Source organism: Enterovirga sp. (assembly GCF_028290205.1).
In the GTDB taxonomy this organism is placed as follows: domain Bacteria; phylum Pseudomonadota; class Alphaproteobacteria; order Rhizobiales; family Beijerinckiaceae; genus Enterovirga.
This window is the reverse complement of the sequence record NZ_JAQGKF010000047.1, coordinates 13,737-33,225: the sequence shown is the minus strand read 5'-3', so window position 1 is coordinate 33,225 and position 19,489 is coordinate 13,737. Positions and strand designations below refer to the sequence as shown.

At 71.2% G+C, this 19,489-nt stretch carries 19 protein-coding genes; 15 read left to right on the top strand and 4 right to left on the bottom strand.

Going from position 1 to position 19,489, the window contains the following annotated elements; all coding sequences use genetic code 11:
* The first annotated feature begins 9 nt into the window (after positions 1 to 9).
* From JWR86_RS03325 to JWR86_RS03305, 5 genes are all read left to right on the top strand, one after another.
* Positions 10 to 1,185, top strand: coding sequence for an ABC transporter substrate-binding protein (locus tag JWR86_RS03325; RefSeq protein WP_299560696.1), 1,176 nt, complete (start codon positions 10 to 12; stop codon positions 1,183 to 1,185).
* A 155-nt stretch (positions 1,186 to 1,340) separates the two neighbouring features.
* Positions 1,341 to 2,225, top strand: coding sequence for a branched-chain amino acid ABC transporter permease (locus JWR86_RS03320; RefSeq protein WP_299560693.1), 885 nt, complete (start codon positions 1,341 to 1,343; stop codon positions 2,223 to 2,225).
* Complete coding sequence (locus JWR86_RS03315; RefSeq protein WP_299560690.1) at positions 2,218 to 3,258, top strand: branched-chain amino acid ABC transporter permease; 1,041 nt, start codon at positions 2,218 to 2,220, stop codon at positions 3,256 to 3,258. The genes JWR86_RS03320 and JWR86_RS03315 overlap by 8 nt, the downstream gene beginning before the upstream one ends.
* Positions 3,255 to 3,998, top strand: coding sequence for an ABC transporter ATP-binding protein (locus tag JWR86_RS03310; protein WP_299560687.1), 744 nt, complete (start codon positions 3,255 to 3,257; stop codon positions 3,996 to 3,998). Before JWR86_RS03315 ends, JWR86_RS03310 begins: the two co-directional genes overlap by 4 nt.
* On the top strand, positions 3,998 to 4,705 hold the full coding sequence (locus tag JWR86_RS03305) for an ABC transporter ATP-binding protein (protein ID WP_299560684.1): 708 nt from the start codon (positions 3,998 to 4,000) through the stop codon (positions 4,703 to 4,705). Before JWR86_RS03310 ends, JWR86_RS03305 begins: the two co-directional genes overlap by 1 nt.
* 7 nt (positions 4,706 to 4,712) lie before the next feature.
* Here JWR86_RS03305 and JWR86_RS03300 read toward each other — a convergent pair whose 3' ends face one another.
* Positions 4,713 to 5,288: a UbiX family flavin prenyltransferase gene (locus JWR86_RS03300; protein ID WP_299560681.1), complete on the bottom strand. Its 576-nt coding sequence runs from the start codon at positions 5,286 to 5,288 to the stop codon at positions 4,713 to 4,715.
* Between the two features lie 30 nt (positions 5,289 to 5,318).
* On the opposite strand from JWR86_RS03300, the gene JWR86_RS03295 reads away from it, so the two are divergent.
* From JWR86_RS03295 to JWR86_RS03250, 10 genes are all read left to right on the top strand, one after another.
* The gene (locus tag JWR86_RS03295) at positions 5,319 to 5,825 is read left to right on the top strand and encodes a TIGR02444 family protein (RefSeq protein ID WP_299560678.1); all 507 of its coding nucleotides are present in this window, start codon (positions 5,319 to 5,321) and stop codon (positions 5,823 to 5,825) included.
* Positions 5,822 to 7,246, top strand: a complete 1,425-nt coding sequence (locus JWR86_RS03290; protein ID WP_299560675.1) for a UbiD family decarboxylase — start codon at positions 5,822 to 5,824, stop codon at positions 7,244 to 7,246. The genes JWR86_RS03295 and JWR86_RS03290 overlap by 4 nt, the downstream gene beginning before the upstream one ends.
* On the top strand, positions 7,243 to 8,223 hold the full coding sequence (locus JWR86_RS03285; protein ID WP_299560672.1) for a tripartite tricarboxylate transporter substrate binding protein: 981 nt from the start codon (positions 7,243 to 7,245) through the stop codon (positions 8,221 to 8,223). The genes JWR86_RS03290 and JWR86_RS03285 overlap by 4 nt, the downstream gene beginning before the upstream one ends.
* Before the next feature lie 104 nt (positions 8,224 to 8,327).
* On the top strand, positions 8,328 to 8,552 hold the full coding sequence (locus JWR86_RS03280; RefSeq protein ID WP_299560670.1) for a hypothetical protein: 225 nt from the start codon (positions 8,328 to 8,330) through the stop codon (positions 8,550 to 8,552).
* A gap of 123 nt (positions 8,553 to 8,675) precedes the next feature.
* A complete protein-coding gene (locus tag JWR86_RS03275) occupies positions 8,676 to 9,302 on the top strand; it encodes a cytochrome c3 family protein (protein WP_299560667.1) in 627 nt (208 codons plus the stop codon).
* A gap of 2 nt (positions 9,303 to 9,304) precedes the next feature.
* A complete protein-coding gene (locus tag JWR86_RS03270) occupies positions 9,305 to 12,157 on the top strand; it encodes a 4Fe-4S dicluster domain-containing protein (RefSeq protein WP_299560664.1) in 2,853 nt (950 codons plus the stop codon).
* Complete coding sequence (nrfD, locus tag JWR86_RS03265; RefSeq protein WP_299560661.1) at positions 12,154 to 13,470, top strand: NrfD/PsrC family molybdoenzyme membrane anchor subunit; 1,317 nt, start codon at positions 12,154 to 12,156, stop codon at positions 13,468 to 13,470. Before JWR86_RS03270 ends, nrfD begins: the two co-directional genes overlap by 4 nt.
* On the top strand, positions 13,467 to 14,006 hold the full coding sequence (locus tag JWR86_RS03260; RefSeq protein ID WP_299560658.1) for a DUF3341 domain-containing protein: 540 nt from the start codon (positions 13,467 to 13,469) through the stop codon (positions 14,004 to 14,006). The genes nrfD and JWR86_RS03260 overlap by 4 nt, the downstream gene beginning before the upstream one ends.
* On the top strand, positions 14,003 to 14,458 hold the full coding sequence (locus JWR86_RS03255) for a cytochrome c (protein ID WP_299560655.1): 456 nt from the start codon (positions 14,003 to 14,005) through the stop codon (positions 14,456 to 14,458). Before JWR86_RS03260 ends, JWR86_RS03255 begins: the two co-directional genes overlap by 4 nt.
* On the top strand, positions 14,455 to 15,555 hold the full coding sequence (locus JWR86_RS03250; RefSeq protein WP_299560652.1) for a hypothetical protein: 1,101 nt from the start codon (positions 14,455 to 14,457) through the stop codon (positions 15,553 to 15,555). Before JWR86_RS03255 ends, JWR86_RS03250 begins: the two co-directional genes overlap by 4 nt.
* Here JWR86_RS03250 and JWR86_RS03245 read toward each other — a convergent pair.
* Genes JWR86_RS03245 through JWR86_RS03235 form a run of 3 tightly spaced genes read right to left on the bottom strand, consistent with a single transcriptional unit; the run spans position 15,513 to position 19,475 of the window.
* Positions 15,513 to 15,866 (bottom strand): hypothetical protein, encoded by a 354-nt coding sequence (locus JWR86_RS03245; protein WP_299560649.1) that lies wholly within the window; start codon positions 15,864 to 15,866, stop codon positions 15,513 to 15,515. The two genes, JWR86_RS03250 and JWR86_RS03245, sit on opposite strands and share 43 nt — an antisense overlap.
* Before the next feature lies 1 nt (position 15,867).
* The gene (locus JWR86_RS03240; protein ID WP_299560646.1) at positions 15,868 to 18,441 is read right to left on the bottom strand and encodes a cbb3-type cytochrome c oxidase subunit I; all 2,574 of its coding nucleotides are present in this window, start codon (positions 18,439 to 18,441) and stop codon (positions 15,868 to 15,870) included.
* Positions 18,438 to 19,475: a cytochrome c oxidase subunit II gene (locus tag JWR86_RS03235; protein ID WP_299560643.1), complete on the bottom strand. Its 1,038-nt coding sequence runs from the start codon at positions 19,473 to 19,475 to the stop codon at positions 18,438 to 18,440. The genes JWR86_RS03240 and JWR86_RS03235 overlap by 4 nt, the downstream gene beginning before the upstream one ends.
* Between the last annotated feature and the right edge of the window lie 14 nt (positions 19,476 to 19,489).

The following is a 19,489-nucleotide window of genomic DNA, read 5'->3' as shown; positions in this document are numbered from 1 at the left end:
GAGGGAACCATGACACGGATCACCACGACGACGCTCGCCCTGCTGGCCTCGGTCGCGCTCGCCCCGCTGGCGCTGGCCCAGCAGGGGCCGATCAAGATCGGCGTCAACACGCCGCTCTCGGGCACCTACGCGCCCATCGGCCAGCAGGTCCGCTGGGGGCTCGAACTCGCCGCCAAGGACGTGAACGCCGCCGGCGGCATCGCCGGACGCCAGGTGCAGCTGATCTTCGAGGACGAGGAGGCGAACCCGGCCGTCGCGGTGCAGAAGGCCGACAAGCTGTTTCAGGTCGACAAGGTCGACTTCATGACCGGCACCGTGAATTCGGGCTCGACCCTCGCCGTCGGCCAGATCGCCGAGCGGGCCGGCAAGCTGGTCGCCACGACCGTGTCCTTCGCCGATTCCATCACCGGCGACCGCTGCTCCCCCAACGTGTTCCGGGTGAACGCGCGCGCCGAGCAGCAATCCTCCGCGCTCGCGGCCTGGCTGACCAAGGAGAAGCCGAACCCGAAGGTGTATTTCCTTGGCCCCGATTACGAGATGGGCCGCTCGACGGTGGCGGCCTTCCAGGCCGGGATCAAGGCCCGCGGCGGATCGGTGCTGGGCGAGGTCTTCGCGCCGCTCGACAGCAAGGATTACAGCCAGTATTTCGGCCAGATCCGGGCCGCCCGGCCGCAGGTGCTCTACACCTCGGTCGCGGGCAACGACACCGTGCGGCTGCTGACGCAGATGCAGGAATTCGGGCTGCTGTCGAACCTGCAGGTGGTGGGCGCGTCCGGCACCCTGACCTCGCAGAACATCGGCGCGATCGGCTCGGCGGCGGACAATTTCGCCACCGGCGTCGGTTACTCGCCGCAGATCGACACCCCCGAGAACAAGGCCTTCGTGTCGAAGTTCCAGGCTGCCTACAAGGCTGACCCCGACCTCTACGGCGCGGACAGCTACGGCCTTGTCTTCTTCTACAAGGCGGCGGTCGAAAAGGCGGGATCGACCGAGACGGACAAGGTCCGCGAAGCGATGCGCGGCCTCGAATGGGACACGCCCCAGGGCCGCAAGACCATGCGGGCCGGCGATCACCAGGCGCTGCAGACCATGTACGTGGTCCGGGTCGAGAAGCAGAAGTTCAACATCGTCGGCCAGGTGCCCGCGACCGAGGCCGTCGGCCCGGACCTCTGCACCAAGTTCTGACCGGCGCGCACGGGCGAGCGCATCTGTCGCCGAGGCGGGCCCTCCAAGCCGCCTCGGCTGACGGACATCGTGGATCCGAGCCTTCGCTTCACGCGGGGAGCGACGCCTAGCGTCGCCCCCGAACGATGCACCGTCCTGCGGGCAAGACCCTGAGCATGATCGACTACCTGCAATTCGTTCTCGCGCCACAGATGGTCACCGGCCTCTCCCTGGGAGTGGCCGTGATCCTGGTCGCGCTCGGCCTGACGATCATCTTCGGCCTGCTCGACGTCATCAACATGTCGCACGGCGAGTTCTACGCCGTGGGCGCCTACCTGGCCCTGGCGCTCGGGGCGGCGGGGCTCAACTTCTGGCTCCTGCTGGTGCTGGTGCCGCTGCTCATGCTGCCGATCGGCTTCCTGGTCGAAAAGGGGCTGATCCAGCGTGTGTTCAACTCGCCGGATCGGCACACGACGACCCTGCTGCTGACCTTCGGGCTCGGCCTCGTGATCGAGGAGACGCTGGCCGTCATCTTCGGCCCCAACACGCAGCGCCCGCCGACGCCCATCCGGGGCGCGGTCGAGGTGTTCGGCGTGATGCTGCCGAATTACCGCATGTTCCTGATCGGGTTCGGCCTGTCCGTCGTGGCCGCGGTCGCGCTCGTGATCTACCGCACCCGGCTCGGTGCCATGGTCAGGGCGGCGGCCTTTGACCGCCACATGGCGGCCTCCCTCGGTGTGCCGGTCGGATTCGTCTTCGCCGGTGCCTTTGCCTTCGGCATCGCGCTGGCCGGACTGGCGGGCGTCCTCCTGGCGCCCGTCTATTCCGTGTTCCCGACCATGGGCCGCGACTTCATCCTGCTCGCCTTCACTGTCGTCATCGTCGGCGGCATGGGCTCGATCGCCGGCGCCGTCGTGGCGGGCCTCGTCCTGACCCAGATCCAGGCGATCTCGAGCCTCTTCATCTCGCCGGTCTGGTCCGACCCGATCGTGTTCGGGATCCTCGTTGTGATGTTGGTGGTCCGGCCGCAGGGCCTGTTCGGGAGGCTCGGCCGTGGTTGAGGCAGCAACCGGCCCGGTGGCCGACCCGGCGCGCGGCGCCCGCCCGATCGACCGGATCGGGCTCGCCATGCGGGCCTCGCACCTGCTGGCCCTGCTTCTGCTGGCCGGGTGCCTCGTCTTCGCGCTCGTCGCCTGGCGCACGGGCGACGTGTTCTACCTCCGGCTCGCGACCGAGGCCCTCATCTTCGCCGGGCTCGCCCTCTCGGTCGACATCCTGCTCGGCTATACGGGCCTGCTGTCGCTCGGCCAGGCGCTATATTTCGGGCTCGGCGCCTACATGTCCGCCGTGCTGCTGCGGTCTGGCTGGTCCTTTGCGGGCGTGATGGCGGCGGTGCTCCTCGGAGCGACGGTGGTGAGCTTCCTCGGCGGCCTCATCGTCAGCCGCGTGCGCGGCGTCTACTTCGCCCTGATCACCTTCGGCATGGCCCAGGTGGCCGCCAAGGCGGTCTACAACACGCGCGAACTCGGCGCGTCCGACGGACTGATCGGGGTGCCGATCGTCAAGATCGCGCTCGGCTTCACCACCGTGTCCTCGGATTCCCCGATCGGCTTCTTCCTGTTCGTGCTCGGCTTCATGGTCCTGCTCTACCTGGCGCTGAGCTATCTCCTGGATACGCCGTTCGGCCGCATCCTGATCGCCATCCGGTCCAACGAGCGCCGCGTGCCCTTCCTGGGCTACCAGCCACAGCGGGCGCGGCTGTGCGCCTATGTGGCCGCCGGCATTGTGGCGGCGCTGTCGGGCGCCCTCTACCCGATGCTGCGGGGCTTCGTGTCGCCCGAACTGATGTCCTTCACGACCTCCGGCAACGCCGTGATCACCGTGGTCACGGGCGGAGCCGGCACGCTGGTGGGCGCGCTCTACGGCAGCGTCATCCTGACCGCGCTGCGCTCCGTCATTGGCTCCTGGACGTCGCACCACCTCATTGTCATCGGCCTGATCTTCATGGCGGTCGTGATCTTCTTTCCCCGCGGTCTGATCGGCGTGATCCGCGCCCGGCTCGAGAGCTGGCTCGTCCGGAGGAGGACGCGATGACCCCGCCGATTCTCGAAGTCTCCGGCCTCGGGATCGCCTTTGGCGGCCTGCGGGCGGTGGACGATCTCAGCTTCCGGGCCGAGCGCAACGCCGTCACGACGATCATCGGCCCGAACGGCGCCGGCAAATCGACCGTGTTCAATCTGATCTCCGGCGCGCTGTCGCCGCGGGCCGGAAAGGTCACCTTCGACGGGCGCGACTGCACCGGAGCCCCGCCGCACCGCATGCGGACGCTCGGGCTCGGGCGTTCCTTCCAGATCACGAGCCTGTTTCCGGACCTCACCGTGTTCGAGAACCTCCGGCTCGCCTCCGAGGTGCTGGAGCCGCGCAGCCGCTGGCTGCTGCCCGTCTCCCGCAGCCCCATAGCGCTGGCCCGGGCGGACGCGCTCCTCTCCCGTTTCGCCCTGACGGGCCGGGCGGACGAACTGGCCGGCGCCCTGTCGCACGGCGAGCAGCGCCGGCTGGAGGTCGCCATGGCGATCGCGGCCGAGCCGAAGCTGCTGCTGCTCGACGAGCCGACGCAGGGCATGAGCCACGGCGACACGGAGGAGACGGCCGAACTGATCCGCTCACTCGCGGCCGACCTCTCCGTCCTCCTGATCGAGCACGACATCGGGCTCGTCATGACAATCTCGGACCACGTCGTTGTCATGCACCAGGGCCGCAAGCTCGCGGAAGGTGCGCCGGCCGCGGTGCGGGCCGACCCGGCCGTGCAGGCCGCTTATTTCGGGCACGCCTGATGTTCACGATTTCCGGCCTGCACACCCATTACGGGCTGTCCCATATCATCCAGGGCGTCGACATCGAGGCGCGGCCCGGCGAGGTGGTCGGCATTTTCGGACGCAACGGCGTCGGCAAGACCACCATCCTGAAGACCGTGGCCGGCTGGGTGCGGCCGACCTCCGGCGACATCACGCTGGACGGCGTTTCGCTGGCCGGGCTGTCGCCGGATCGGGTCGCGCATCGCGGCGTCGGCTTCGTGCCGGAGGACCGGCGCATCTTCCCCGGCCTCACGGTCGAGGAGAACATCCAGCTCGGCCTCCTGCAGCGCCGCGGCCGCAGCCGGGCGGAGGAGCGGGTGGCCGTGGACGGCGTGTTCGCCCGCTTTCCGCGCCTGGCCGAGCGGCGCCGGCAGCTCGGCACCACGCTGTCGGGCGGCGAGCAGCAGATGCTGGCCATGGCGCGCGCCATGGTCGGGGCGCCCACGCTGCTCCTGGTCGACGAGCCGACCGAGGGGCTCGCCCCGATGATCGTGGAGCAGATCTTCGCCATCATCCGGGAGGCCAAGGCCGCCGGCACCATCGTGCTGCTGGTCGAGCAGAACGTGCACGGGGCCCTCGCGGTCGCCGACCGCTACTACGCGATCGAGCGCGGCCGGGTGATCCTGTCGGGCGACACGCGGGACGAGGCCGGGCGGGCCGAGCTCCTCGGCGCCATTGCAGTGTAGGGCGATGTCAGGCGTCGTCCTTCCAACGCCGTACGGTGCCGCTGTCGAGGCCGAACAGGTCCAGCACCCGGCCGACGGAATGGTCGATCATCGCCTCGAGCGTGGTTGGGCGCGCATAGAAGGCCGGCACCGGCGGGGCGATCACGGCGCCCATCTCGGCCAGCGCCGTCATGGTTCTGAGATGCCCGAGATGCAGCGGCGTCTCGCGCAGCATCAGGACGAGCGGGCGTCGCTCCTTCAGGACGACATCGGCTGCCCGGGTCAGCAACGTCGAGGTCACGCCCGAGGCGATCTCGGACATCGACCGCACCGAGCACGGCGCCACCACCATCCCGAGCGTCCGGAAGGAGCCCGACGAGATGGCCGCGCCGATGTCCTGGGCCGGGTACCAGCGCGCGGCGAGCGCCCGCACATCGGCGACCTTGAGCGTGCTCTCATGCGCCAGCGTGATCTCGGCGGAGCGGGACATGACGAGATGGGTCTCGATCCCGATCTCGCGCAGCATCTCAAGCGCCCGGATGCCGTAGACGATTCCGGACGCCCCGGAGATGCCGACCACCAGGCGGCGCGGCTCGCCGGTCATCGGGGCGAGACCCGAAAAGGGGCAGGGAACATGGACGACCTCGATCTGGACAGCTCGGCCTGGCGCTTCGCCCTCCTAGCCTACGGTCGCCCGGGTGTCGCGGAGGAGTGCCTCGGTCTGCAGGATCGATTTGGCGTCGATGTCAGCCTGCTGCTGGTCTGCCTGTGGCTCGGCCGGGAGGGCGGGGTCGCGCTGTCCGGGGCGGAGTTCGACAGCCTGGAGGCCGTCGCGGCCGCATGGCGGGACCTCGCGGTCACGCCGCTGCGGGGCGTCCGGCGCGGCCTGAAAGCCTCGGCCCTGATGCGGCACGAGCCGGTGGCCAGCTTCCGGCAGCGCCTGCAGAAGACCGAGATCGAGGCCGAGCGGATCGAGATCGCGCTGCTCCACGCCGAGGCGCTGCGCCTCGTTGCCCGCCCGGGGGAGGGCAGGGCGGAGGCGGCCCTGGCCAATCTCCGGCTCGTTCTCGCCCGCAGCGGCGCGCCGCCCGACCTGGCGCTTCCACGTCTGAGCGCCACCCTCACGGACCCAGCATCATGACCCAGCCGATCACGACCCTTCGAGCCTGGCTCGACCACCTGGCCGACAAGGGCCGGCTCGCCGTGGCCCGTCCGGGCGCGGCTTTGCGCTTCGAGGTCGCGGCTCTCGCGAAGCGGCTCGACGGCACGCGGGCGACGCTGTTTCCGAGCCCGGACCAGCATCCCGTGCCGGTGGTGTCGGGCCTGATTTCCGACCGCGGCTGGATGGCCGAGGCGATGGGCGTCACGCCCGACCGCGTGATCGCCCGCTTCCAGCACGCGGCGCAAAACCCGGTTCCCTGGCGCGAGGTGGCGCGCGGGCCGGCGCAGGACGTGGTGCACCGCGACGTCGACCTGAAGCGGCTCCTGCCGATGCCGACCCACAACGAGCACGACCACGGGCCCTATGTGACGGCCGGGCTGCTGATCGCCCGCAACCCCAAGACCGGCGTCCAGAACGTCTCGATCCACCGCCTGCAGCTGATCGAGCCCAACCGCTTCGGCGTGCTCTTGCTGCCCCGACACACGATGAGCTTCTTCCAGATGGCCGAGGAATCCGGGCAGGACCTGCCCATGGCCATCGTGATCGGCGTGGACCCGCTGACCCTGCTCGCGTCGCAGGCCATTCTGTCTCTCGATGCCGACGAACTCGAAGTGGCGGGCGCTTTGCACGGCGCGCCGCTGGACGTGGTGAAGTGCAAGACAAACGAGATCCGGGTGCCGGCCCAGGCCGAGTTCGTGCTGGAAGGTCGCATCCTGGCCAAGGCCCGCGAGCCCGAGGGGCCGTTCGGCGAGTTCCCGCAATATTACGGCGAGCGCGCCCATCGCCACGTGGTCGAGATCGACGCGGTCACCCACCGCAACAACCCGGTCTTCCACACGATCGTGGGCGGCGGGCTCGAACATCTGCTGCTCGGCGGCATCCCGCGCGAGGCGACCCTGCTGGCCCATCTGCAGCGCAGCTTTCCGGGCGTCGTCGACGTGCATCTCTCGCGCGGCGGGGTGTGCCGCTATCACCTCTATGTGAAGCTCCGGAAGCGCTCGGAGGGCGAGGCCAAGAACGTCATCCTGGGCGCCTTTGCCGGGCATTACGACATCAAGCACGTGGTGGTGGTCGACGAGGATGTCGACATCCACGACCCGGGCGAGGTCGAATGGGCTGTCGCGACGCGGTTCCAGGCTGACCGCGACCTCGTCGTGATCCCGCACGCGCAGGGGTCGAAGCTCGATCCGTCCACGCGCGACGGCCTCGGCGCCAAGATGGGGCTGGACGCCACCGTTCCGCTCGATGCGCCGGAATTCAAGTTCACGCGCATCCGCGTGCCGGGCGAGCGGGAGCTCGATCTCGGCGCGGTGCTCGATGACGACGCGGCGCTCGCGAACTGGCGCACCCGGCTTTCGGCTCGCCCGGGCGAGCAGCCTCTGGAGGGAGAACGGTCATGATGAGATCATCGAGACGAGCGGCGCTCCTCGCCCTGGCCCTGGCCGCCGCCTGGGCCGCGCCGGCCACGGCGCAGGACAGCTATCCAAGCCGTCCGATCAAGCTCGTCATGCCCTTCGGCCCGGGCAGCGCCAGCGACACCATCGCCCGCATCGTGGCCGACAAGCTCGGCCAGCAGCTCGGCCAGCGCGTGCTGGTGGAGAACAAGGCCGGAGCCGGCGGCAACGTCGGAACGGATGCGGTGGCGAAGTCCGACCCGGACGGCTACACGCTGGTCTTCGTCGCCCCCGGTCCCTTCGTGATCAACCGGACGCTGGATCAGCTTCCCTACGATCCGGAAAAGGACTTCGAGTTCATCTCGCCGGTGGCCCGGCTGGTGAACGTGCTGGTGGTCAATCCGGCCAAGATCCCGGTCGCAAACGTCCAGGAGTTCATCGCTTTCGTGAAGGCGCGGCCGAACCAGATCGGCTACGCATCGGTCGGGCGCGGCTCGTCGCAGCATCTCGCCGGGGCCTATTTCGACATCGCCGCGGGGACCAAGATGGTCCACGTGCCGTACCGGTCGGGCAGCCAGATCGCGGTCGATCTCGTATCCGGCGACGTGCCGGCCAGCTTCCAGCTCATTCCCAACGTGGTTGCCCAGATCGGCGCCGGGCAGGTGAAGGCCCTCGCCGTCACCACCAAGACCCGCAGCCGCTCGCTCCCCGACGTGCCCACCATGTTGGAGGCCGGGGTGCCCGATTACGAGAGCTACGCCTGGTTCGGGCTCGCGGCGCCCAAGGGAACGCCCGCCGCGATCATCAGCCGGCTCGAGCGCGAGGTTGCCGCCGCGGTCGCCGATCCCAAGGTGCAGGCCCGCCCGATCGAGATCGGCACCGAGCCCGAGAGCTCGAGCGCCGCGGAGTTCAAGCGGTTCGTCTCGGCTGAAGTCGTCAAATGGCGCGAGATCATCACCAAGGCCGGGATCAAGTCCGAATAAGCCAAGGTCGCCGCCGGCAAGAGTTAGTAAACAACCAAGTCGGCGGCGCCGGAACCGCGACGTTATGCCTCCGTTAACCGTCTCAGCGGCAGCCGGAGGCAGCCATGTCTGGATCGGATGCGGTGCTGGGGTCTTCGTCGGAGGACCGCTTCTGGCGTGACGCGGAGACGATGGAGAAGATCCTTCGTCTCGTCGATCTGTCCTCCCCGGCTCACGGCACCGAGCCACCAGCCGCGGTCCGGAAAAAAGGGCAGTTCCGGGTGGGCTTTACGGCGGCCAGCATGGCGGCCGCGGCGGGCACCGTGCTGCTCAGCCAGGCCGCCTTCTGAGGCGGTCCGGACAGGTCTTCCCCGCTCGGCCGAGTTCCCGGCAGGGCCGACCTGCCAACGTTTGCCCGCCCGGGAGGAGACTTGCTAGGCTCGCCCGGCTCTCCACCCTCCTCGCCGGACCGCATGGCGCCCCTTTTCACCCGCCGGGCTACCACGCGTTTCAGGGTCTCCCTCGCGCTCCTGGTGATGGGCGCGGCGGCCGTCGCGGCGCTCGTCTTCGTGTGGTCGCGCTCCGACGCCGCCTGGCGGGTCGGCGCCCCGGCCCCCCAGCCGATCCCCTTCCAGCACAGCCTCCATGCGGGCGCCCTCGGGGTCGAATGCCGCTTCTGCCACGCCACCGTGGAGCGGGCGGCCGATGCCGGCATGCCGTCGACCGGGACCTGCCTGACCTGCCACTCCCAGATCTGGACCGGGGCCAGCGTCCTCGAGCCGCTGCGCACCGCCGCGGCCCTGGGCCTGCCGGTGGTGTGGAGCTCCACGCACCGGCTGCCCTCGCACGTGTATTTCCACCACGGCGCCCACGTCGCGAAGGGGATCGGCTGCGCCACCTGCCACGGCCCGGTCGAGACCATGGCTGAAACGGCCAAGGCCGAAACGCTGTCCATGGGGTGGTGCCTCGGCTGCCACCGGGACGCCCACCCGGCGGGCATGGCCCGTGCCGACACGGCGAGCGCGGCGGTGCCGGGCCGTCTGCCTGCTCCCACGCAGCCGCTGTCGCCTCTGGCCGATTGCAACACCTGTCACCGGTGACCATGGCGCCCGAAGACGACCCGTCCCGCCTCGAGCGCCTCGAGCGCCTCGCCGACGATCCGGCCCTGCGGCGCCGGATCCGGGATTGCTTTCCGGACGTCGTGGCGGCGGGCCCACTCGACCGGCGCACGCTGCTGCAGCTGGCGGCCGCGACGCTCGCCATCGGCGGCCTCTCCGGCTGCGACGACGACCGGGTGGTTCGCGAGGCTCCGCTGCTGAGCCATCCCGAGCTTCCGCCGGGTCGGGCGGGCGGCGAGGCGGTCCGGATCGCCACCACGCTCGATCTCGACGGCTACGGCCTCGGTGTGGTCGCCACGCACCGCGACGGCCGCGCGATCCGGATCGACGGCAACCGGCGCCATCCGGCGAGCCTCGGGGCGGCCGACGTCTTCGCCCAGGCCGAAATCCTGGCCCTGCACGATCCGGAGCGCTGGCCCGCACCGGGCCGCCCGGGTTCGACGGGCAGCCGCACGGCCGGCGAACGGCAGCTCGACGCCTGGCGCGATGCGCTTCGCGGCACGCGCGGCGGCGGCGCGGCTGTCCTCCTGCCGCCATCGGCCTCCCCGACGCTCGCTCGCCTTCTCGCGGCCCTCGCCGCCGCCCTCCCCGAGATCCGGGTCCACCACTGGTCGCCGCTTGCCGGCGACGACGCGGCGAAGGGGGCCGAGCTCGCCTTTGGCCGGGCGGCCGATCTCGTGTTCGATCTCCGGGAGGCGGATCTCGTCCTCTCCGTCGGGGGCGACCTGTTCGCGAGAGGGCCCGGCCGGCTGCGCCATGCGGCGGATTGGGCGGCGCGGCGCCGCGACGGGAGCCGGCCACTGCCGCGGCTTCTCGCCGTGGAAACGGGGCCGAGCCTCGCCGGCCTGCGGGCCGACGAGCGCCTGGCGCTGCCGCCCCGGGCCATCGGGCCGTTTCTGCGCGCCGTCCTGGCGGACCTCGCGGGCGAGAGGCGGGCCGATCCGCACCCGGCCGCCGCCCGCTTCGCCGACGATCTGCGCCGGGCCGGGACGGGCGCGGTCGTCGCGGTCGGCGCGGAGCAGCCGGCCGAAACGCACGCCCTCGCCCATGCCATCCACCGCCGGCTCGGCAGCGTGGCCGTGCGGCCGATCGCGCCGCTGCGGCCGGGGGGCGGCAGCGCCTCGATCCTGGCCCTCGGCGAGGAGATCGCGGCCGGGCGCGTGCGCCGCCTCCTGATCCTTGGCGGCAATCCGGCCTATGACGCGCCGGCCGATCTCGGCTTTGCCGGGCTTCTCGCGCGGGTGCCGGAGAGCCTCCATCTTGGCCTCACGCCGAACGAAACGGCGGGGCTCTGCCGCGCCCGCCTCCCAGCCGCCCACCCGCTGGAGAGCTTTGGCGACAGCCGCGCCTATGACGGCACCGCCTCCTTCCGGCAGCCCGCCCAGCACCGGCTGAAGCCCTGCTGGTCGGCCGAGGAGGTTTTGGCCCGCCTCGCCGGCGAGGCCGGAGAGGGGCGTTCGGCCCTGGCCGAGACGTGGCGGCCGCTCTGGGCCGAGGGGTTCGACACGCGCATCGAGGCCGCCCTCGAGGCCGGCGTGATCGAAGGCTCGGCGGCTGAGCCGCTCCAACTGACCTGGCGCGACAGCTTCGACCCGCTCGCCGGCCCGACGGCGGCCCGTCCGGCCGGCGGTTTCGAGCTGCTGCTCGCGCCCGACCCCTCGGTGCTCGATGGCCGCTACGCGGATAACGGCTGGCTGCAGGAGCTGCCGAAGCCGGTCACCAAGCAGGTCTGGGGCAACGCCGCCCTGCTCGGCCCCGCTACGGCGCGCCGGCTCGGCGTCGCGCGCGGCGACCGCCTGCTGGTCGAAAGCGCGGGCCGGCGGATCGAGATCCCGGCCTGGCCCCTGGCGGGTCATGCCGAAGGCTGCCTCACCGTCTCGCTCGGCTACGGCCGCACGGTCGCCGGCCGGGTCGGCAGCGGCATCGGAATCGACGCCTACCGGCTGCGGACGTCACAGGATCCGTGGATCACAGGAGCCGCCGTCACGCGCGCCCCGGGCCGGGCCACCGTGATCTCCGCGCAGGACCGGTTCAGCCAGGAGGGCCAGCCGATCCTTCGGCTCGTGCCCACCCGCGAGACCGAGATCCCGGAGCCCGCGCCCCAGCCCTCGCTGTACCCGGCCTGGCCCTCCGGCGCGCCGGCCTGGGGCATGACCATCGACCTGGACAGCTGCATCGGCTGCAACGCCTGCATGGTGGCCTGCCAGAGCGAGAACAACGTGCCCGTCGTCGGCCCAGAGGAGGCGGAGCGCGGCCGCCTGATGCATTGGCTGCGGGTGGACCGCTACGAGGTCGAGAGCCCGGACGCCCGCAGCGGTTTCCAGCCCGTTCCCTGCATGCATTGCGAGGCGGCGCCCTGCGAGGTCGTGTGCCCGGTCAACGCCACCGTGCATTCGAGCGAGGGCCTGAACGACATGGTCTACAGCCGCTGCATCGGCACGCGGACCTGTTCCAACAACTGCCCGTACCGGGTGCGGCGCTTCAACTTCACCGACCCCCGGGAGGGGCCCTACGCCACCCCTGCGGACGCCCTCAACCCCCAGGTCACGATCCGGGGCCGGGGCGTGATGGAGAAGTGCACCTTCTGCGTCCAGCGCATCTCCGAGGGTCGCATCGCGGCCCGGCTCGAGGGCCGACCGATTCCCGACGGGGAGATCAGCACCGCCTGCGAGATCGCCTGCCCGACCCGGGCCATCACCTTCGGCGACCTCTCCGATCCGCAAAGCCGCGTCGCGGCCTCGCGCCAGGAGGGCCGGCACTACCCGCTCCTCGGCGAGCTCAACACGCGGCCGCGCACGACCTATCTGGCCCGGGTCGAGCCGGGTTCCGGATCATGACGGCGGACAGCGCGGTCCAGCCCGGAGCCCGGCAGGTCGCGGACCGGGCGCTGGCGCGCGGCTACGGCGCGGCCTGGCTCGCGGCCCTGGCGGTGTCGGGCGCGCTGATCGGGCTCCTGGTCTGGACGCTCGGTGCCGCCTGGATCCGGGGCGTCGGCGTGTGGGGGGTCAACATCCCGTTCGTCTGGGGCTTCGACCTCATCAACTACGCCTGGTGGATCGGCGTCGCGAACGGGGCCTCGCTGTTTGCCGCCATCCTGGTCCTGCGCCGGCACGATCTCCGCACGGCCGTGAACCGCTTCGCCGAGGCCACGGCCCTGATGGCGGTGGTCTGCGCCGGGCTGTTTCCGATTATCCATCTCGGGCGGCCGTGGCTGTTCTACTGGGTGTTCCCCTATCCGGCGACGACCGAGCTCTGGCCGCAATTCCGCTCGACCCTGACCTGGGATTTCTGGGCCATCTCCACCCACGCCCTTGTCACGTCGCTGCTCTGGTATGTGGGCCTCATCCCCGACCTCGCGACCTTGCGCGACCGCGCCCCGACCCGATGGCGGGCGCAGGTCTACGGCCTGCTGGCGCTCGGCTGGCGCTTCTCGCTCCGGCACTGGGCCTACCATCAGGTCGCGTATCGGATCGTGGCCGTGCTCGTGCTGCCGCTGATCCTCGTGATGCAGTCGACCGTCGCGTTTGAATTCGCGTCCACGCTGGTGCCGGGCTGGCACGACACGCGGCTGCCGCTCCACTTCGTGACCTCCGGCCTCGCTCAGGGGCTCGCAACCGTGTTGTTCGTGGCCGCGCTGCTGCGCCGGACGCTGCGCCTGGAACGGATCATCGACGACGCCGACATGAACCTGCTCGGCCGGCTCGTGCTCGCGGCGTCGCTTGCCGCCGGCTACCTGTTCCTGGACGAGGCCCTCTCCACGTGGCTCTCCGACCCGGTGCGGCAGCGGGCCGGGCTCGAGCGCTTCACCGGCACCTATGCGCCCTTTGCCATTCTGGCCTTCTTGCTCGCCGTCCTCGTGCCCCAGATCCTGTGGTGGCGCGCGGCGCGGCTCGGCTTCTGGGGGCCGGTCCTGGTCGGCCTGTCCGTGAATGCGGCGGTCTGGTGCGACCGCTTCTCGCTGCTGATCGGCGGCCTGCAGCGCGGCCACCTGCCGTCCCTGGGCGGCACCTATGCGCCGACGCTGACGGAGGCCGGGCTGCTGCTCGGCACGCTCGGGCTGTTCGCCGCCCTGATGCTGCTGTTCGCCCGCTTCGTGCCCGTGGTCGCCCTCTACGAGGTGCGCCACGACGAGCACCAGGAGCGGACATGAGGGAGGCGCCCCTCCACGGCGTCGCGGCCGAGTTCCGCCATCCGGACGCCCTGACCGGCGCCGTGGAGGCGCTGAAGGCGGCGGGCTACCGCCGCCTCGACGTGTACACGCCGTTTCCGATGCGCGACCTCGCCCACGCGCTCGGCTGGCAGGCCCGGATCCTGCCCTGGATCGCGGCCGGGGCCGGCCTCGCCGGGGCGGCGGTCCAGTATGGCGGCCAGTATTGGATGAACGCGGTCGACCTGCCGCTCAATGTGGGCGGCCGGCCGCTCCACGCCTGGCCGGCCTTTGTGCCGGCGTCGGTGATCGTCGCCATCCTGTGGGCCGGGGCCGCGACGCTGCTCGCCATGCTGGCCATCCTGCGCCTGCCGCGGCTCGACCACCCGGTCTTCTCCGTGCCGGGTTTTGCGCGCGTGTCGCAGGACCGATTCTTTGTCGTGATCCGGGCGGACGACCCGCTGTTCGCCGCCGGGGGCGCCCGGGAGGCGCTGGCCGCCCTCGGCCCGGACCGGATCGAGGAGGTGAGGGGCGCATGAGGGCGGCTCTCGGCCCCGCCGTGCTGGCGCTGCTGTTTCTGTCCGGCTGCGATGCCGGAACCAGCGACCGGCCCGACATCCCGGCGACCCGCGCCGTCCAGCGCTCTCCCGTGACCCTGCCCGAAGGCGTGCGACCCGAAGGCGCGGCCGCCCGCGGCGCGGCCTGGCGGCCGCCCGGGCCGGAGGTGACCCCGGTGCTGCGGGAGCGGGGGCGCGAGCTCTACGGCGTGTTCTGCCTGCCCTGCCACGGCGAGCGGGGCGGCGGCGACGGCCCGATCGTCCGGCGCGGCTTCCCGGCCCCGCTGCCCCTGAAGCCCGGCGGGGAGCCGGCCCGCACCGTCCAGGTGATCAGGGACGGGTTCGGCCTGATGTACCCGATGGCCGACCGGGTCCGGCCGGAGGATGCCTGGGCCATCGCCCACCACCTGCAGACGCTCGGCCCCCCGCCGTGACGGAAGAGGATCGCCCGGCCGCCGGTCCCGTCTCGTGGCCTCGCGTTGGGGCCCTTGTCCTGGCGGGCTGCGCCGCCGCGGCGCTCGGCACGCTGCTGCCGGCCGGGCCGGCCCTGGAGAGCTGGTATCTGGCCTTCGTCACGGCGTTCGGGCTGTCGGTCGGCAGCCTGGCGCTTCTGATGTTCGGCCACATCATGGGCGAGGACTGGCTCGATCCGGTGCGGTCGGCGGCCGAGGCGGCGTCCCGGACGGTGCCGCTGCTCGTTGTCTTCGCCCTGCCGTTGGCGTTCCGGCTGCCGGAGCTGTTCGCCTGGGCGGGGCCGGCGCCGCCCGGCGGTCTCACCTCGGCGGAGCGGGGCCTCTTGCAGCCGGGGCCGTTTCTGCTTCGGGCCGGCGTGTTTCTGGCCGTGTGGTCGGCGCTCGCCTACTGGATCACGGGCAGCCGGCGCCCCCGCAGGGCCAGCGCGGTCGGGATCGCCATCTTGGCCGTGACGGTGGATTTCGCGACGCTCGACTGGGTGTTGTCGCGGGAGCCGCTCTTCCGGTCGGGGCTCTATCCGTTCGCCTTCGCCATGACCCAGCTCCTGGCCGCGCTGGCGGGCGCGATCCTGGTCTCGCTTGGCCGCGGGCAGGCGCCGGAGGCATTCCGCATGGTCAGCCTCGAGCGGGCGCTGATCGTGCTGATCCTGCTCGCGCTGTGGACGTGGTTCGCGCAGTTCCTGATCGTCTGGCTGGCGAACCTGCCGGACGAGGCGGCCTGGTATCTGCGGCGCAGCGCGGCCTGGCCGTGGCTCGTCCTGCTGGTCGGGGCCGTCGCGGCGCTCGGCGTGGCGCTGCTGATCCTGGTTCCAGTGGGCACGGGGCCGCGCATCATCATGGTCGGGGCGGGTCTCGCCCTCGCCGCCCACGGCGCCTTCATGGTCTGGCTGCTGCGCCCGGCCGCGCCCGCGCTCGGCCTGACGCTTTGGGACCTCGGCGTGCCGTCGCTTCTGGCTCTGCTCTGGGGAATCTGGTTCGCGGCCGCCCTCCGGCGCCGCCCGCACGAGCCCTCCGGTCAGGGGCAGGCCGGGACCAGCAGCGCCGGCGCCGCCGTGTAGGCGATGGCCACGAGCGCCAGACCCGAGATCAGGGCCGTGGCATCGTTCAGAAAGGCTTGGCTGCGGTCGAGCCCGCCCGCCCGCCGGCGCCGCAGCGCCAACAGCAGCAACGCCGCAGCGCCCGCCAGCGCGGAGGCGCTGGTCGCAAGCACGATGAGCGTGACGACGTTCACCCCGAGCAGCGTGGCCTCGCCGAGCCCGCGGCCGCAGGCGACCGAGGTCGCCATGTAGACGGCCGTGAACTGGGCGCTCCAGAACAGAAACCCGCCCAGGAATTCGGCGCTGCGGAGCCAGGGGCGGTGGCGCTCCACCTCAGAGCCCGCCGGCGAGCCGGGGAAAGCCGTGGATCACGGCCAGCGCCACGATCCCCTGCGCGGCGCTGTAGAGCCAGAACAGCATGGTGTTGTCGAACACCGCGCGTCTGACCCGGTCAATCCGGCCCGTCCACCAGCGGGCCAGCGTGAAGCCCAGCATCAGCACCACGATGGCCACGTAGAGCAGTTGCAGCGACACCATGGTCATCACGGCCGCCCCATAGGCCGAGCCCTTGGGATCAAGCCCGACCGAGAGCTGGCCCCAGACGTCCAGCGCCCCGGCGCCGAGGAGCGGCAGGAGCGCCCCCCCGAGCAGCAGCGGCACCGCCCGCGGCCGCTGCTCCGGTCCGTGCAGGATGCGGCCGGCCCACCAGACGAGGCCCGCCGAGAGGCCGTACAGCCCGATCCCGGCCATGCCGGCCCAGCCCGGCGGCACCGACACCCCGGCCGGCGGCCAGGCGGTCGGGTTCACCAGCCAGAGGAACAGGTAGGAGAAGACGAGGCAGAGATAGATCATGCCGCAGACCACCAGCAGCACGATCACGGCCCACCACGAATGGCTGACCGGGCCCGTGGCGTGGACCGGCAGGATCAGGCCGCCGCCGATATCGGCCGGCTCGCGCAGCGGCCCGGGATCGAGCTGCCACAGCCACCACATCACGCAGAAAATGCCCGCGACGCCGCAGAACAGGGCCAGATAGTTCAGCTTCACGGTGAGCAGCGCGAAGAAGGCCGCCGTGAACACGGCCGCCAGCACATGCGCCCAGCCCGGGCCGGGCACCACCAGCACGTATTGCGGCCGGGCCTCGATCGGGCTCGTGACCAGCGCCTCGCGCCGCCCCGTCACGGTGCCGGGCAGGTACCAGCGGCCCTGCTCCACCTCGCGGGCGAGGTTCGGCTGCGCCCAGAGCGGGTCGCGGCTCGCCACCGCCGGGATGGAGCGCGTGTTGTAATTGCCGTTCGGCAGCCATTCGAGCGTGGACGCGCCCCACAGGTTGCCGGCGCTCTCGCCCCCGGGCCGGAACGTGCGGGCGAGGTCAACAAAGAACAGCAGGATGCCGGAGGCCAGGATGAACGCCCCGATCGTGGAGGCGAGATTGTAGGCGTCCAGCCCCATCCCGACCGGGTAGGTGTAGTAGCGCCGCGGCATGCCGATCAGCCCGGCGATATGCTGCGGAAAGAAGGTCAGGTTCACGCCGACGAACATCAGCCCGAACACCCAGCGGCCGACCCGCTCGGAGAGGGGGCGCTTGGAGGCCACCGGCACCCAGTAATAGAGCGCGGCGAAGAACGGGAAGACCATGCCGCCGACCAGCACGTAATGGAGGTGGGCGACGATGAAATAGGTGTCGTGCGCCACCCAGTCGAAGGGCGCCACCGCCACCATCACGCCGGTCAGCCCGCCCAGCGTGAAGATGAACAGGAAGCCCAGGATGAACAGGGCCGGCGTGGTCAGCCGCACCCGGCCCGACGCCACGGTGGCGATCCAGCTAAAGACCTGGATGCCGGACGGGATCGCGACCGCCGCGCTCGCGGCCGAGAAGAAGCCGAGGCTCATCTTCGGCAACCCGGTCGTGAACATGTGGTGGACCCACAGGCCGAAGGACAGGAACCCGGTCGCGATCAGGGCCAGGATCACCAGCCGGTAGCCGACCAGGGGGGCGCGGGCGATGGCGGGCACGATCATCGACACCATGCCGGCCGCCGGCAGGAAGATGATGTAGACCTCCGGGTGGCCGAAGAACCAGAACAGGTGCTGCCACAGGACGGGGTCGCCGCCGCGGTTCACGATGAAGAAAGGCCAGTCGAAGGCCCGTTCCAGCTCCAGCAGGATGGTGCCCAGGATGATGGCCGGGAAGCCGATCACGATCATCACGGCGAAGACCAGCATGGCCCAGGAATAGACCGGCAGCTTGTCGAGGCTCATGCCCACCGCGCGCGTCTTCATCACGCCGACGATGATCTCGATGGCGCCCGCGATGGCCGAGATCTCGATGAAGCCGATGCCGAGCAGCCAGTAATCGGCGTTCACGCCCGGGGAGAACTGCGTCGAGGTGAGCGGCGGGTACATGTACCAGCCGGTATTCGGCGCCACGCCCTGGAAAATGCTCGACAGAAAGAACAGCCCGCCGAAGAAATAGGCCCAGAACGCATAGGCGGAGAGGCGCGGGAAGGGCAGGTCGCGGGCGGCCTGGATGTTGGGCAGGAGGTAGACGGAGGCCGCCTCCACGGCCGGCACCGCGAACAGGAACATCATGATGGTCCCGTGCATGGTGAAGAGCTGGTTGTAGGTGTCGTGGCCGACCAGCGTCGATTCCGGGCGCGCCAGCTGGGCCCGGATGATCAAGGCCATGATCCCGGCCGCGACGAAAAAGAACAGCGAGGTCGCGACGTACCAGAGCCCGACGAAGTTGTTGTTGGTCTCGGTCAGAAAGCGGATGCCGCGCGGCGGCTCCCAGGCCCGCTCCAGCGCCTCGAGTTCGCCTGGCGGCCGCGGCAGCCCGTTCGGCGGCTCGGGCAGGACGCGATCGACGTCGCGAGGCGGCACGGCGGGCGGGTGCGTGGCGTTCACTTGAGCTGGTCCAGATAGCCGGCCACCGCCCTGAGCTCCTCACCGGAGAGCGATCCGTAGGACGGCATGCGGGCGCCCGGCTTGAGCTGCTGCGTGCCGGAGATCCAGCCCGCCAGGGTGCCGATATTGGTGGGGTAGAGCCCCGCCCCGATGGAGCGGCGCGAGCCCACATGGGTCAGGTCCGGGCCGAGCTCGCCCTTGGCGTCGCTGCCCCGCACGGCGTGGCAGGAGCCGCAGCCGGAGCGGGTGAAGACCTCGCGGCCCAGCACCGTGAAGGCGGCGGCCGGCGGCGCCGCGTCGGTCGCTTGCCGCTGCCGCCAGGCGGCGAACTCGGCCGGCGGCAGCGCCACCACGTCGAAGGCCATGCGGGCGTGCTGGTCGCCGCAGAACTCCGTGCAGAGCCCGCGGAACTGCCCGGGCCGGTCGGGCGTGAACTGGATTGCGGTCTGCCGGCCGGGGATCATGTCGACCTTGCCGGCATAGTTCGGGATCCAGAAGGCGTGCACCACGTCCGCGGCTTCGAGCAGGATGCGGACCGGCCGGCCGACCGGCACCTGCACCTCGTTCGCGGTGGCGAAGGCCGCCGCGTCGCCCTCGGCCGGGTAGTGCACGCGCCACCAATACTGCTCCCCCGTGACCGTGATGGTCAGGGCGTCGCCCCCCGGGGCGGGAGCATTGGTGACCCGCATCAGCCACAGCCCGTAGATCAGGAGCGCCGTGAGGGTGAGCACGGGAAACACGATCCCGCCCGCCACCACGGTCTCGCGCCGGGCCAGCCAGCCGCGCCAGCGCGGCGGTGCCCAGACCGCGAGGCCCACGAAGATCATCACGGCGGTGAAGATGAGCGCGCCGCCGACCGTCATGATCTCGGTGAGAAGCAGCAGCTTGGCGGCGTCGTCCGCCGCCGGGTTCAGCGCGGATTGCGGGCCCATGCAGCCGCCCAGCGCGGGTGCGAGCGCCAGGGCGGCCCGGGGCAGCGCGCGGAAGAGGCTCGTCCGGCCCGCGGCGCGGGGCGCAGGGGTCTGGCGGGTCATGCGACGAATCGTAG